The sequence below is a fragment of the Haloarcula pellucida genome, assembly GCF_014647235.1.
Lineage (GTDB): Archaea > Halobacteriota > Halobacteria > Halobacteriales > Haloarculaceae > Haloarcula > Haloarcula pellucida.
In genome coordinates this window covers 450,471-464,384 of record NZ_BMOU01000002.1, presented here as the reverse complement: position 1 = coordinate 464,384, position 13,914 = coordinate 450,471, and the positions used below count along the sequence as shown (strand labels likewise).

At 60.9% G+C, this 13,914-nt stretch carries 16 protein-coding genes; 6 read left to right on the top strand and 10 right to left on the bottom strand.

Going from position 1 to position 13,914, the window contains the following annotated elements:
- Positions 1 to 17: 17 nt before the first annotated feature.
- The 3 genes from IEY28_RS09035 to IEY28_RS09025 all read right to left on the bottom strand — a co-directional run bounded on the left by IEY28_RS09035 (position 18) and on the right by IEY28_RS09025 (position 1,806).
- Positions 18 to 578, bottom strand: coding sequence for an isopentenyl-diphosphate Delta-isomerase (locus IEY28_RS09035; protein ID WP_166972273.1), 561 nt, complete (start codon positions 576 to 578; stop codon positions 18 to 20).
- A 50-nt stretch (positions 579 to 628) separates the two neighbouring features.
- Entirely contained in the window at positions 629 to 1,258 is a 630-nt protein-coding gene (locus IEY28_RS09030) for a helix-turn-helix domain-containing protein (RefSeq protein WP_188996542.1), read from the bottom strand.
- Positions 1,259 to 1,530: 272 nt separating this feature from the next.
- On the bottom strand, positions 1,531 to 1,806 hold the full coding sequence (locus tag IEY28_RS09025; protein ID WP_188996540.1) for a DUF7553 family protein: 276 nt from the start codon (positions 1,804 to 1,806) through the stop codon (positions 1,531 to 1,533).
- 92 nt (positions 1,807 to 1,898) lie between these two features.
- Between IEY28_RS09025 and IEY28_RS09020 the strand changes: the two genes are divergently transcribed.
- The 4 genes from IEY28_RS09020 (at position 1,899) to IEY28_RS09005 (ending at position 4,462) form a co-directional block, all read left to right on the top strand.
- Complete coding sequence (locus IEY28_RS09020; RefSeq protein WP_188996537.1) at positions 1,899 to 2,315, top strand: SRPBCC family protein; 417 nt, start codon at positions 1,899 to 1,901, stop codon at positions 2,313 to 2,315.
- A gap of 55 nt (positions 2,316 to 2,370) precedes the next feature.
- Positions 2,371 to 2,676 (top strand): CGCGG family putative rSAM-modified RiPP protein, encoded by a 306-nt coding sequence (locus IEY28_RS09015; protein ID WP_188996535.1) that lies wholly within the window; start codon positions 2,371 to 2,373, stop codon positions 2,674 to 2,676.
- Positions 2,676 to 3,746 carry a radical SAM/SPASM domain-containing protein gene (locus tag IEY28_RS09010; RefSeq protein WP_188996533.1) on the top strand — a complete coding sequence of 357 codons (1,071 nt, stop codon included), beginning with the start codon at positions 2,676 to 2,678 and terminating at the stop codon, positions 3,744 to 3,746. The genes IEY28_RS09015 and IEY28_RS09010 overlap by 1 nt, the downstream gene beginning before the upstream one ends.
- A gap of 65 nt (positions 3,747 to 3,811) precedes the next feature.
- Positions 3,812 to 4,462 (top strand): helix-turn-helix domain-containing protein, encoded by a 651-nt coding sequence (locus tag IEY28_RS09005; protein WP_188996531.1) that lies wholly within the window; start codon positions 3,812 to 3,814, stop codon positions 4,460 to 4,462.
- 1 nt (position 4,463) lies between these two features.
- Here IEY28_RS09005 and IEY28_RS09000 read toward each other — a convergent pair whose 3' ends face one another.
- The 7 genes from IEY28_RS09000 to IEY28_RS08970 all read right to left on the bottom strand — a co-directional run bounded on the left by IEY28_RS09000 (position 4,464) and on the right by IEY28_RS08970 (position 10,288).
- Positions 4,464 to 5,642, bottom strand: coding sequence for a hypothetical protein (locus IEY28_RS09000; RefSeq protein ID WP_188996529.1), 1,179 nt, complete (start codon positions 5,640 to 5,642; stop codon positions 4,464 to 4,466).
- Position 5,643: 1 nt separating this feature from the next.
- Positions 5,644 to 5,874 carry a DUF2249 domain-containing protein gene (locus IEY28_RS08995; RefSeq protein ID WP_188996527.1) on the bottom strand — a complete coding sequence of 77 codons (231 nt, stop codon included), beginning with the start codon at positions 5,872 to 5,874 and terminating at the stop codon, positions 5,644 to 5,646.
- A 24-nt stretch (positions 5,875 to 5,898) separates the two neighbouring features.
- The gene (locus tag IEY28_RS08990; RefSeq protein WP_188996525.1) at positions 5,899 to 6,057 is read right to left on the bottom strand and encodes a DUF7560 family zinc ribbon protein; all 159 of its coding nucleotides are present in this window, start codon (positions 6,055 to 6,057) and stop codon (positions 5,899 to 5,901) included.
- 109 nt (positions 6,058 to 6,166) lie between these two features.
- The gene (locus IEY28_RS08985) at positions 6,167 to 6,970 is read right to left on the bottom strand and encodes a DUF4013 domain-containing protein (protein WP_188996523.1); all 804 of its coding nucleotides are present in this window, start codon (positions 6,968 to 6,970) and stop codon (positions 6,167 to 6,169) included.
- A 347-nt stretch (positions 6,971 to 7,317) separates the two neighbouring features.
- Positions 7,318 to 8,037 (bottom strand): hypothetical protein, encoded by a 720-nt coding sequence (locus IEY28_RS08980; RefSeq protein WP_188996521.1) that lies wholly within the window; start codon positions 8,035 to 8,037, stop codon positions 7,318 to 7,320.
- Between the two features lie 518 nt (positions 8,038 to 8,555).
- Positions 8,556 to 9,608 (bottom strand): tyrosine-type recombinase/integrase, encoded by a 1,053-nt coding sequence (locus IEY28_RS08975; RefSeq protein WP_188996518.1) that lies wholly within the window; start codon positions 9,606 to 9,608, stop codon positions 8,556 to 8,558.
- A 179-nt stretch (positions 9,609 to 9,787) separates the two neighbouring features.
- On the bottom strand, positions 9,788 to 10,288 hold the full coding sequence (locus IEY28_RS08970; RefSeq protein WP_188996516.1) for a helix-turn-helix transcriptional regulator: 501 nt from the start codon (positions 10,286 to 10,288) through the stop codon (positions 9,788 to 9,790).
- A 213-nt stretch (positions 10,289 to 10,501) separates the two neighbouring features.
- On the opposite strand from IEY28_RS08970, the gene IEY28_RS08965 reads away from it, so the two are divergent.
- Together IEY28_RS08965 and IEY28_RS08960 are read left to right on the top strand one after the other, a co-directional pair.
- Entirely contained in the window at positions 10,502 to 10,828 is a 327-nt protein-coding gene (locus IEY28_RS08965) for a helix-turn-helix domain-containing protein (RefSeq protein ID WP_188996514.1), read from the top strand.
- 391 nt (positions 10,829 to 11,219) lie between these two features.
- Positions 11,220 to 13,847, top strand: coding sequence for an ATP-binding protein (locus tag IEY28_RS08960; RefSeq protein WP_188996512.1), 2,628 nt, complete (start codon positions 11,220 to 11,222; stop codon positions 13,845 to 13,847).
- The last annotated feature ends 67 nt before the right edge of the window (positions 13,848 to 13,914 follow it).

Sequence of the window (13,914 nt, the reverse complement as noted above, 5' to 3'; positions counted from 1 at the left end):
GACCGCAAAAAACTAGCCTACCGCTCCTCGTCGCGGCGCATCGCGATCTCGAACCACGGACAGAGACGCAGTTGCCGGTAGTACTCCGGGTGCTCGCGCAGGCGGTCGTAGGGGACCCACATGATGCCGTCGACCTCCTCGGGGTTCGGGTCCAGCGACGTATCGGTGAGCGTGGCCTGCAACACGGCACAGACCTCCCACTCCAGACCGGCGTTCTCGTAGTAGCGCTTGTACTCGAAGCGGTCGGTCACGCGCAGGTCGTCGTACTGGTCGGGCGTGACGCCGAGTTCCTCTTCGAGGCGCTCCTCGGTGGCCTCGACCTGGGTCTGCCCTTCGACGGGGTGGGAGGCGACGGTGCCGTCCCAGTGGGTGTCCCAGAGGCGCTTCGTGGCCGCTCGCTGGGCCAGCAACACCCGGTCGTCCTCGTCGAACAGCAGTGCGGTGAACGCCCGGTGGCGGATGCCATCGCCCGTGTGGGCGTCGAGTCGGTTGACCAGACCTTCCTCGTTGTCGTCGGAATCGACGGCGATGACGTCCTGCTCCGCGTTCTCGTGTGTCTCGTCCGCGTCCGTACTCATATGGCCTATCAATCTCGGAGGGGATTCTTACACGCTTCGACTTGCCGCGCCTACCGCAGGTCGTCGACGAACTGTTTGACCACCTTCTCCTCGGCGCGGTGGAGCGTCTCGCTGCACGTGGATTTGGCGATGCCGACGGACTCGGCCAGTTCCGTCAGCGAGCAGTTCCGGGGCGTGTCGTAGTACCCCTCCTCGACGGCCGCTTCCAGCAGTTCCAGTTGGCTCTCGGTGAGCAACTGCTCGGACTCGACGTGTTGTTGGACGCGTTCGACGCTGAACGGGATGCCAAAGTCCGAGAGTTGCTCGCCCAGTTCGGAGAGGCGGTCCTGTGGCGCCGTAATCTCCCAGACGGCTTTGCCGTCCTGAAGCGTGAAGGGCATCTCCAGCGGAATCCCAGAGCCCTGCACCGGGAAGAGGAGCAGCGGCGTCGACGTCTCGAACTGTATCAGCGCCGTCTCGTCGCGGTGGGAGAGTATCTCCATCGTGAGGACGGCCTCACGGGACTCGACGTCCCGAAGCACCGCCGGCAGGTCCTCGGCGGTCACCTCCGCGAGGCCGACGCCCGACTCCTCGCCGGGAAGCGCCGCGAGGATACGGAACGTCGCGTCCGCGTTGGTCCGCGAGACGTCGCCGATCCAGATGTCGTCCGGTATCGTGAGCGTGAGTTCTGCGCGAGGCATCTGTCTATCCGAATATATTCGCCCGAACGGCGGGGCCAGTTATCCCGAACATGTTCGAACATACACCTCGGCACGGAAGAACGTACCGTCGTATTACAGGTCGAGTGGTGCGAACGAATCCCACGGCCTCGGTGTTGGGGGATGGTCGACCCGGTCCTGCTCTCGCTCGGTGCGTCCACAGTCGGATACTGGAGTTCGGTGGCAGTCGCCGGTAGCGGGCCGAACCCACGGACAGCGGCCCCGGAGCGGTCGGGACAGCGTCGAAGCGGGCCTCAGACCGGGTCGAGGTGACGCCCGTAGGCCGCCAGACAGTGCCGCGCGTCGGCGAGTCTCGCCGCGCGGTGGTCTGCGACCCGTTCTTCGAGGTCCGTGAGCGTCGCCCGGAGCCGGGAGACCTGTCCGGGGTCCGGCGGTTCCGGGTGCGCCTCCGCGAGGTACCAGAGCCTCGCTGCGACCTCGTCGAGACGGTCTTCGACGCCCGAGTCCGGCGGCGTCTCTATCGCCCGCAGTACCGCCCGGTTGGCCCGTCGGATGAACCGTCGGCACATGTCCGACCCTACTGACGGCAGCCACGAGAAAGGCGACCCGAACCAGTTCGGGGTCACCGAACGCTTATCTCGCTCGCCGGTCGCCATCCGGTATGGAACGCGTCTCGCTGACCCGCGTCGTCGACGCCGACGAGGAGACGGTGCGGGCCGCGATGGCCGACATCGGCCCGTTCATGACGGCGACGGGCGTCGACGGGGTGACCGTCGAGGGCGACACCATCGAAATGCGCAACCGGGTCGGCCTCTTCGAGATAGCACTCGACCTCGAAATCGTCGACGTCGAGGACGCGGTGCTGGCCTACGAGCAACGTGAGGGCGTCTTCGAGTCGATGCGCACCGAGTACTACGTCACGCCCGTCGACGGGGGGACGGAGGTCACCGCGACCACCGAGTACACCGCCTTGGACCTCGCGGTCATCGGGCCGGTACTCGACAGCACCGTCGTCGAGCGCCAGCGCCGGAAGGAACTGAACAGCCAGTTCGACTGGGTGGAGGCACAGGTCACCTAAAGACCCGAACGTCTTCGGGACAGGACACAGCGGTCGCGGGCCCGAACTCGCCCGTATGAGCCACGCCCACGACGACACGCCGTCGGTGACCGACGAGATTCACGACAACTCGTGGTCGGCGAACCTCGAAGGCCCCGAACACGCCGAGGACCGCGAGTTAGTCGTCGCACAGGCCCGCGAGGCCGTCGAGAAGACCACCGTCGGCAACCACGTCAATCTGGTGACCCACGAGGCCCACGGACATCCGGAAACGTACCTCTACGACCCCCTCCGGGAGCGGTTCGGCGAGCGGGTCGATCTGACCTACGTCGACCAGTGTGGCTGTGGCGGCTACGTCGTCCGCGCACGGGTGAGCGAGTGATGTTCGGCGAGATGGACTTCGAGGAGCGACCGCTGGTGCTCATCTGGGAACTGACGCAGGCCTGCGAACTGGCCTGCAAGCACTGCCGGGCCGACGCCCAGCAACGGCGACATCCCGACGAACTCACGACGGCCGAGGGGAAGGCCCTGCTGGACGAGGCCCGCGAGTTCGGCGAGGGCCAACTGGTCGTCCTCTCTGGGGGAGACCCGCTGGCCCGCGACGACGTGGCGGAACTGGTCGACTACGGCACCGACCGAGGCCTGCGGATGACGCTAACCCCCAGCGGGACCCACTCGCTGACCCGCGAGCGACTGGCCGAACTGGACGAGGCCGGTCTCCGGCGGATGGCGCTCTCTATCGACGGCGGGAGCGAGGCGGCCCACGACCGGTTCCGCGGGGAATCGGGCAGTTTCGCGGCGACGATGGACGCCGCCGAGACGGCCCGCGAGTTGGACATTCCCCTACAGGTCAACACCACCGTCTGTGCCGAGACGGTCGAGCAATTGCCGGCCATCCGCGAGTTGGTGGCGGACCTCGGGGCGGTGCTGTGGTCCGTCTTCTTCCTCGTCCCCGTCGGCCGCGGCCGGGTGTTGACGCCCGTCGACCCCGACCGGGCCGAGCGCGTGATGGAGTGGCTCCACGAGGTGAGCGACGAGGCGCCGTTCGGCGTCAAGACCACCGAGGCCCCCCACTACCGACGGGTCGGTCTCCAGAACGGCGAGGACGACGAGGGCGTTCGCCGACGGACCGGCGTCCGCGCCGGCAAGGGGTTCGCGTTCGTCAGCCACACCGGCGAGGTGTACCCCTCCGGGTTCTTACCGGAGTCGGCCGGCAACGTCCGCGAGGAGAGCGTCGTCGACGTGTACCGGGACTCGACGCTGTTCCGACGCTTGCGCGACGACGACGCCCTCACCGGGAAGTGCGGGGCCTGTGAGTTCCGCGGCGTCTGTGGCGGCAGTCGCTCGCGGGCCTACGCGACGACCGGCGACCCGCTCGCGGCCGACCCGCTCTGTACCTACGAACCGGACGGCTTCGAGGGGTCGATACCCGACCAGCACCCAGCCGATTGAGGGGGTTTTTCACACGCTGGGAACGCTGGCACCCCGTTTTATCCCGGGAGTGGTGACATACGCGTATGACCGACTCGGGCATCAGGGTCGAACTGTCCGTGGACTCGCCGGGCGCGTGCCCGGTCGCCGCCGTCTCCGAGGAGGCCGGCACGACAGTGACCGACGTGGCGCGCAGCGCACCGCTGGACGACGACGAGGGACAGGTCGTCGAAGAGTTCACCGCCGACGGCGGCGCACAGGCCATCGAGTCGCGGGGCGACATAGCGGAGGTGTTCGCCGGCGGCGGCGGCGCTCGCTATCAGTTCGAGCGCGAGCGAACGGGCTGTGTCTGTGAGACAGTCGAGGAGTTCGCCTGCCCCGTCGCGGACATCCGCGCCGAGAGCGGGCAGTTGCGACTCACCTTCCACGCGCCGGACGTCGACCGCATCCGCGCTATCGTCACGCGGCTGAAAGAGCTCTACGGCGACGTCTCGCTTCGGTCGCTGCGTCGCGACGGGGAGACGAACCCAACGGACTCGGTCCTCGTCGACCGGAGCCGTCTCACCGACCGCCAGCGTGAGGTGCTGGAGACGGCTATCGAGATGGGGTACTTCCGGTACCCGAAAGGCGCCAACGCCAGCGAGGTGGCCGAGGAACTGGACATCTCCGTCTCGACGTTCGCCGAACACCTCGCGGCGGCCCAGACGAAACTGCTCGACACTATCCTCGACGTGTGAGTCAGGTGGTCCGGCTCCGGAAGGCGGCCGCCACCAGCCACGCGTACAGCCCCGCGCCGACGACCCCCACGCCCTGCCCGAGCGTCTCGACCGGGGAGACGTCGACGAGAAGCCCGAGTCCCTGTCCGAGAAGCCCAGCCGCGAGCAGCGCCACCGCGACCCGCGCCGTCCGGTCGGACGCCAGCGGCCACCGTCCGACCGACGGCGGATAGAACTGGAACGTCGCGCCCACCACGGTCAACCCCAGAAACCCCAGCAGCATCGTCCGGTAGTGGGCGGTCACCAGCGCCGGGTCACGACCGACGAGCGCGATTGTGAGACCGAGTGCGACGCCGCCGACGCCGGCCAGCACGGCGAACGCGACGGCCCACAGCCCAACTCTGTGGCGCTCCGAGCGGCGGAACAGGACGAGATAAGTGACCGCGAAACCCACGACTGCGACCGCTTCGACGACGCCGCCGAGAACCAGGAGTCGGCGATCGAACAGGCCGACTGCGAGTGCCACCGGCGCGACCGCACCCGAGACGAGGACGACCGGGACCGATCGCTGCGGCGGGTGTGTGCCGAGAAACCGGGGAAACAGACGGAATCCGACCCCGAACACAAGCAACGCCGCTGTTCCCGCCGCGAGCAAGTGTGAGACCTGTGGCGTGGTGAGCGCCGGCCAGCCGACCGGACCGAGGAGTCGGACCAGCGCTACGACGGCGAGGTAGCTACACGCGACCGGGACCACGGCGTTCGCCCGCCGGTCGACGAGTCTGCGGTCGGCGTTCGCACCGCCGGTGCCCGTGGCCGCCCCGGAGAGGTTGTCTCTGACGGACCACGAGAGCGTACCGAGGAAGACGGCAACGCCGAGTGCCCACAGGACGCCACCGGCGGAGCCGAGCCACGACCGGCCGGTGACGCCGACGCTGTCCAGCGCCAGCGCGATGGTCCCGCTCACCGACAGCGCAGCGTGGACCGGGAGCGGCGTCGCCGTCTGAAGCTCCCGGTCGAAAAAAGACGGGACCAACGCGTAGGCCTTCCCGAAGATGACGTGGAACACGAACCCGTACAGCCCCACCGTGACGACGGTCCGGCGGCCGAGGCCGGCCGCTATCGCGAGGTGCGTCGCGAGGAAAAACGCGACACCGGCGGCGACGAACGCCCGACTCCACCGGGTGACCCGCCGGGCGCTCATCTCACGCCGATTCGACGTAGACGTGCCACTCGTCGTCGGCGACCCGTTCGCTGTCGTGCGTGTACCCCCGCTCCTCTAACACGCCGTACAGCGGGACTGGTTCGAAGCTGTTGACGAGTCGTAGCGTCTGGCCGGTCCCGAGGTCCGACAGGGCGTCCATGATGTGTGAGAACGGCTCTCCGTCGACGTCCCGGACGTCGAGTTCGCGCACGTTCGATCGCTCCGAGTGCATACGCTAACTGTCGGGTCGTGTCGGTCAGGCGCTTGTGCCGAACGTGTTCGACTCGGTGAACGCCGCCGGTCCCACGGGGACGCCACAGACGGCACACCCTGCCGAGAGGAGGCGGTCGCGCGCCCCGTCGTCGACGGCCACGTGTGCCCCGCACTCGGGGCAGGTGAACCAGTACTCTGCCACGGTGTCGAAACGAACCATCGGGGGACCGAAAACCACACACCCCAGATTTGGCGGGTTTTTCAGGCCCGCTACGGCCGGTATCCCCGCCGAATCCGGTCTCCGAGGCCACTCAGAACCGGTCGTCGGTACGGTCGTCGTCGTCGAACCCGCCGTCCTCGACGGTCGTGTCGGTGTCCGTGCCCCACGTCTCGTCGGTCGCGGCCGTCGGCGTGGTCGTACCACCCACACCCGCGAGCGGCGGTTCGCCGTACTCCGCTTCGTAGGCGTCGCTGAACCCTTCGGCCCAGATGTAGAAGATGGCCGATTGCCCGGCGAACACGAGGAACGGCACCGCGAGGTAACCGACGACGGTGATGCCGAGGATGCTACTGACCACCTGCATGAGGACGTTGACCACGAAGCCAAAGACGACGGCCTTCAGCATCGTCCCGTTGGTGACGAGCGTTCGCAGGACGTCGAGGTCGAACGCGGCCGAGATGCTGTCGACCCGGACGAAGTTACCCGTCGCGACTGGGAGGACCACTGCAAGCGCCAGTGCGCCGACGAGGTATACGAGGCCACCGATGAGGAAGCCCAGAACCGACAACCCACCGACGTCCGCTCCTACACCGGCCAGAACCAGCCCGAAGAACGGAATGCCAGCGACGAGAAGGACGACCAGCGTGTACGCCAGCACGATGACCGCGTGTTTGAGGCCGTCGACTGTCAGGTCAGCGAGGTCGGCGTCACCCCACTCCGGCGGATTCAGCGTGTCGCCGCCCATGACCCTGCGCATCACTTCGAGCATGTAGCCGTTGAACGTGAACAGCGGGATGATGAGGAAGACTCCCGGGAAAAGTAACAACCCACCGATGAGAATCCGCTTTAGCCAACTGTCACCCTGCGTCTGGTACTTGATGCTGTCTTCTATCATGTCATGATAGCAATCTTCGCATGCGTGTAAATAACTTATGACAGTTCAGATCGACTTCAGACGGTGTCAGCTAGCTATACGGACAGTGACCAGTCGGTCGTGGTCGCTCGCGACGGCCGACGACGGCGAGTGACTGCGCCGCCTCGCCGACGAACCGTGATAGGGCTACGTCTTCTCTCAACCGCCCCCACAATCAATGCCTCGCTTGCTGCATCTACATCACTGAGAAGCGGTTGAATGGGACTTCCCGGCACGGGTGAAAGAACGTGGCGTCGATAGCGGGACACGGACCACGCTGCGCTGTTGCATACAACGGGCGTGTTCCTACGCGTCTCCGGCTGGTAGGTTCAGGCCCGGCTCGAAGTCCAGTTGAGCGCGATAGTCGTACCGGGGTCGACGCGCTCGGTCGGCGTCACCTGGATCACCCGTGCCCACGTACCACCACCCGGGGCGGTGTAGATCATACCGCCGCAGTAACAATCGACTTTCAGCGCGGGGTTCGCCTCGTCGTGGCCGTCGTGCGGGTAGCCGGTGCGCGACCAGGCGCTCCAGTCGAAGGTGTCGCCGTCGTGGCGCGCGACGAGGGTAACCGTCAGTGGCTCACCGATGGTCGTCGTCCCGTAGTGGACGTCCTCCCGGTCGGTCTCGACGGTGTCGAGGGCCCGTGGTGGATCGGGTACCAGTCCCACCTGAGATAGCTCCTGTGTGTCGTAAGTCTTCGTGGCCTGGATCTCGGCGTCGTCCGGGGCGTGATACACCTCGGTCGTGAACGGAAGCGACGAGTCCTCGAGGCGAAAGCCGATCAGGACTTCGTCCGAAGGGACTGACGTCGCCTCGACCAGTGCCGGGTGAATCTCCTCCGGGTTCTCGACGAACTGGGCCGATTCGGGCGCTTCGGTAGCCGTGCGTTCCGGCGTGGCGGTGTTGCTCGAAGTCTCCGTCGCGGTCTGGGCCGGCTGCTGTGCCGACTCCGAGGAGCCAGACGTACAGCCAGCGAGACCGACGATGGCGACGCTACAGATTGATTGGAGGGCTCTCCTCCGGGTGTGATTCGTCTCCTCGCTCATAGACGTAGGTGTCGTCGCGCCCTCTTAGACACCTGTGACCCTTCACGTGAAACACCCGACTTACCACCTGTCTAAACGCGCCGTTTTCGCCGCCGATACCCCGGCTGTTCATCGTACTTTCTCCTCGAAGTAAACCGCTATCTCGGGTGTCTGTCGAGTAAACCGGCGTCGTCTACTGGCCGTTAAGACGAGCCGTTTTGCACACACCCCCATCGATCTGTGTGTGTGCGATTTCGAGACTCGGTTCGCTGGGACTGCGACCCCACCGCGTCGTGGACTGGCCAGCGCTACTCGGCGGTCGGCTTCGGGGTCCGCACGGAACCCGTACGAATTGTGCAGAGCGACCCCTATAGGTCTCTTCTGAAAGGGTTGAAATGATATGGCTGGGGAGTTTTGCCCCCAGATTCCGGATAGCTGGAAGCCACCCGGAGTGGGAGTGGGCCAACTCGGGGTCGGCGGATTCCTACCAACTTGCGTACCTAGCAGACCGAACCGCTTGCTTGCGTATCTCATTGTTATCATAGGTTATCTGGAATGTGTTCTCGCCGGCGTCGCATTCGCTGGCGCTTCGACGCCTGGTCGTAGTGCTTCTCCAGAATCTTCTCGCTCACGTCGCCCCGGTCGCTGACGACCTCGCGGGGCGTCCCGGCGTCACGGTGGGCCGTGATACTGCCCGCTCGAATCGGGTGCGGGGAGAAGTTCACTGGACACTTAGCGAGCAGGTCTCGCTCAGTGGCCTCACATTCGTCGGGGTCCCGGCCTTCAGGACACTCCTCGCCGATCTGGCAGGGTTGGGTCCAGAAGTACACCCAGTTTCGGATGGTGCCCTTCGACGGCCGACCCTCGCGGCAGGTGATGAGCGGCTCACGCCCGTACTCGTCGGTCACATCTTCGCGGTGTGGGCTCTCCAGAAAGTCCTCGATCACGTCGGCGACACGGGGTTTCAGGGACACGTCACGCTCGCCGCCCTTGTCGTTCTTCAGCGGCGTTCCCTCCTCGGGTCGGTGGCGGAACTCCAGCGCGCCCTCCTCGCGGTCGAAGTCCTGCACGTCGAGGGCCTGTAGCCCACCGAGTCGGCAGGAGGTCCGCCAGAAGATGAGGAAGGAGATGTGTTGCGGCGTCGCGTACTCCCAGCGATGCAGGTGGTCGAGTATCGCGCTCGCGCGCTCGGCGTCCAGCAGGCGCTCGTCGACGCCCTCACCGTGCTGTATCTTCGGCAGTCGAATCCGCTCGTGGAAGTCCGAGGGAACGCCCTTGATGTCTGAAAGATGCTCGAAGAACTTCCGCATCGTCGAGACCTGCCCCGACATCGAGACGGCGTTACAGGGGTCGTCGTCGGGGAAGTTCTCCTCGCGCTTGAACACCCGATAGGCGTGGACCGTCCGCAGGTCCACGTCGTTCATGTTCACGATCTCGCCGTCGCCGTACTCCTCGCTGGTCAGCCACCGGACGAACGACTGTAGCCGGTAGCGGTGGCTCTTGTACGTCTCGTCGGCGAGGTCGTACCGGCGCGTGTCGAGGTAGTAGTCCAGCGCGGCCTCGGGCGTGATCGGGTCGAGGTCGTCGCTCATGCTTCTCTCCGTCGGTGTCGCCGCCCACAGCCCAAACAACGCGACCAGCCGGGGTACGCGTCGCGCTCGCATCCATCTGCCTCACAGGTGGCCACAGACTCGATTACGCGGTCACTCACGCTTTCTCACCCCCACAGTCGGTGAGTTACCCCCGTGTAGTATTTCGAAAAACCACATTCTCAGTGTAGCACCTCCCCGGAATCGGTGAACGAGCGGCGGACTTCGAGCAGGTACTCCGCGTCGTCGGTCAGTTCGTATTCGTTGGTTCGCTGGTCGCGCGTGCCCTTCTCCAACAGATCCATCTCACACAGGTCGTCGAGGTTCGGGTACAGTCGACCGTGGTTGACCTCTTCGCGGTAGTACTCCTGTAGCGCGCTCTTGATGCCGAGACCATGCAGTGCGCCATCGTGGTGGAGAATCCAGAGTATGTCACGCTGGAAGGCACTCAGGTCCGCGAGACGGACTTCAACCTCGTCACCGAAGGAGGACCCCGGTTTATCCAGCAATCCACCGTCTGCCTGCAGACTCGCACAGTCCTTGCAGGTCGGCAGGCGGTCACGCGCGTCGATGCCGTCGGCGTCCGCGTCGCAGGTCGCGCAACTTCCGTCGTCAGAACTATTCGATAGCGATTCCTCGGTTCCCGTGCGGGGCTCATTCCCCGTACTAGTGGTTTCGCTCATGCTTCGCAGGGTGCGAAGCCACCTTCTGGGCGGTGTTGGCGCACCGCCCTTCGTCACGAACCGAGGAGAGTCATCATCAACCGAGTCGGAAGCTTCGCACATCTACCAATAACGGCATGTTGCATAAATGCAACGCTGTTCTATGTTCGGTACAATGTGGTTTAGTCGGAACATCACCAGCACAAACAACATTCTGTCCCGTACGAGGAACTGATGAGACAATCTGGCTCGTGGATGACAATCTGGGATGACCGGATTCTCGAAATCATCCGCGAGGAAGGCAATGGCTCGCCGAAAGAACTTGAAGACCGTGACGAGATTCGCATCTCGAAGTCATCGATATCTCGTAGGCTGAAGAAACTCGCCGACCATGATCTCCTCCAGCCTTTGGCGAATGGTGTCTACATCATCACGGACGAGGGGGAGGCGTATCTTGACGGCGAGTATGATGCCGGAAAAGAGCGATATATCAACGGAGGTGGTTCCTCCAATGGAGAGAACGGCGCCGACACTCCCGACGGTCCCGGAATCAATAGCTGACGACGTTGCCCTGAATCATGTCACGAACCCCTGCGGAATGGATGGTCCCGCTGGACGAACGGATACTCGAAATACTCCAGGCCGAAGGCTGGTCGTCGCCAGCCTACATCGCCCGGAAAGTGTCGCTGTGGGCGTCTGTGGGCCGGGTGCGTGAGCGCTGCCGGATGCTCACGTATGCACAGATGATCGAGCCGCTGACGCCCCGCTTCGAGAACTACGACATCACCGGTTTCGGCCTTCGGTATCTGGAAGGTCGGTTAGACGCGAGTAAGCAGCCACGGCCAAGTGCGAGGGAGGTTCTGAATAGTTAGCAGTTAAAAAACTCAAGCACTGCAACTTTGCCCAATAGTCGTGCATAAACTCTATTTATCGGACTTTAGTATATCCCGACATGTCTCAAAGTGGATCCTCTGATGATGCCCCTGAAATGGAGTCATCGCTTGAAGAACTCTCCTCTTTCAAAGAAGACAGTAAACTTGATCGGCAAAGCAATATAGAGGTCAATTTCGACCTGCTCGATCAAGTCTCATCGCAGTTGTATAGAAACCCAAGACGTGCCGTCGAGGAATTAGTGTGTAACAGCTATGATGCCGGTGCGAGGGAGTGTTACGTTGTTACCCCAGAACAGGGTGATCAAGAGGGAGTGATTTACGTATTAGATAATGGCAATTCGATGGATGAAGAAGAACTTGATCGGATGTGGGATATTGCGGATAGTCCAAAAAAGGAACTTGATGAGAATCCGGACGAAGATAGAGTAGATAATGGCCGACAACAGATTGGCAAGTTTGGCATTGGAAAGCTTGCTGCATTTGCAGTTGGAAACAAACTAACTCATATTGCTAGTAAAGATGACAGAACGAGAGCGGTCACTGTGGCAAAAGAAGATATTGAGGGTAGAAATCTCAATAGTCCACCAAAATGTGAAATATTCGGAATGGACGAAGAAGAGGCCAAAGACCACTTAGAACATCATTTCGAACAATCTGGACTAGTAATTCCTTGGGAACAAGAAGGGGACAACTGGGAAGAGTGGACGTTAGCAGTCGTTGATGATATCAAGCCACAGATTGTGGAAGAGGGGCTAAAATCGCAATACCTCCGCCGTATGATCCGAACGGCAATTCCTCTAAATACTGATTTCGAAGTCTATCTTAACGACCAGAAGATTGAACAGAGATCTCTAGACTACGAAGTTCTAAGTTCGCTGAAAATCGGCCAGGATGACGATTTCAAAGCACATCTGGAATCTGATCTAAGAGAAGCACGTGCTGAGATTGGCGATTATGAGTCAGAAGAGGATGTACCAGATAGTGAGTTTAGGTGTGAAAACACTAAGATTGATGGATATGAAACAGACCAGGACGACCGTGTTGGTTTAGAAATCCCAGATTTGGGTCCAATATCTGGTGAAGCGAGAATATATAGCGAATCATTAACATCTCCAAAGCGTGAAAAGAGAGATGTTCAGGACCACGGTTACCGTATTCGTGTGAGGGGGAAACTGGTGAACAGGGGTGAACCTCTCTTTGACACGCCTCAAAAATCATATAAATATTGGTCCAGTTTCATAGCGGAGATTGAAATACCAGAGCTGGATGATGCAATTTTGCTTCAGCGAGACTCCATAGATGAGTCCCAAATTGAAGCAAGGATAGTCAGAGAGGTGCTTGACAGCATTTTCAATTATCTTCGTTCCGATGCTAGAAGAAAGCTGGAATCTGAGGAGGTTGACCCAGGTACGTTTTTTCAACGTTTGAGCACTTTATCGCCGCATAAGACTCCTGAGGCCCTACAAGGGTTGGTCGATGAGGAAGGTGTAGATTTCCCCGCAGAGGGCTGGGAAGACGTCGATGTTGAATTCAAACAGTTCGACAAAGATCGTCTAGCTAGATACGATGGCGAATCACATGCAATACAAATCAACAAAGCGCATTCATTTCTAACCGCATTGGATGAAAAGTCATTCCCAGAGACTTCGCGCGAAGTAGTTGGTGAAGCACTTGCTGGTCAATTATTATCAATAGGATATCTCCGACATAATGGGGTCAGCTCTCACTTAATTGATGGAAGTGCAGAGATTGTAGAAAATGCCACACGGTCTGCAGCAAAGTTACTCCAAACCCCATCACAATACCACACTGAGAAGTTAGAGACGACCGTCACAGATGGTTCGGACCCATTTGAGCGGGCCGTTGTAGACTCGTTCATTAATTTAGGCTTGGATGTGACTCATTATGGTGCTTCAGATAACCCAGACGCAGTAATTGATATTTCTCGCCCGGGAGAGAATTTCCGGATCGCAGTTGAGGCTAAAGGAGGTGATAAGCAATCTACCGATCATAAAGAAGCTAGTATCGGCACCATGAAAGAACACGCCGACGAGCACAACTGTCAGATTTCAGTTGTTATCTCCTCAAAAGAGATTTTCCAGCTCAGAGGCCAAGCAGAGGATGAAGACAGTAGTCTCTTGAATCAGGTGAATCAGCATGAGGATATCTCTATTATGACTATTGAAACGATATCAGCAATGCTGAGTAACCATCAAAAGAACCCATATGACTATACCCAGCTCAAGAACATCTTCGAAATGAGATCTCCTGAGGAAGAAAACCCACAAATATGCATTAAGAAGGAAGTGGATGAAGAGGAATATGAGGAGTTATTCACAGAAAGAGCAGAAGATGGCAGACCAGTGCTATCGATTGAGGACCTTCCTGAGCTAGCTGACGCATGGTGGGAACAGATGCCCAGAAGTGAAAAAATGGTCAGGACAATTCTAGAAGCAGCTAAAGAACAACAGGGAAAACATAACGGAAGAGATACGAAAGCCAGAGTGGGCCAAATATACAGTCGTGAAGCTGTCGTTGAGGAGGATATTCGCGATCAAGACATTGAGGCTGTGCTTTCATCTGCAGCACTCACTGGTCTGGCTTGGATAGATGAGGAAGGGAAGTACTATGCTATACACCAATCCGTCGATGAAATAATGGACAAGATGACAGGGACTGTGGCGTAAAATATCCTCCCGATATACACTCCTTGTCGCCCCTGAAAGCACGTTCAATATTGCCTTTGCGATGATT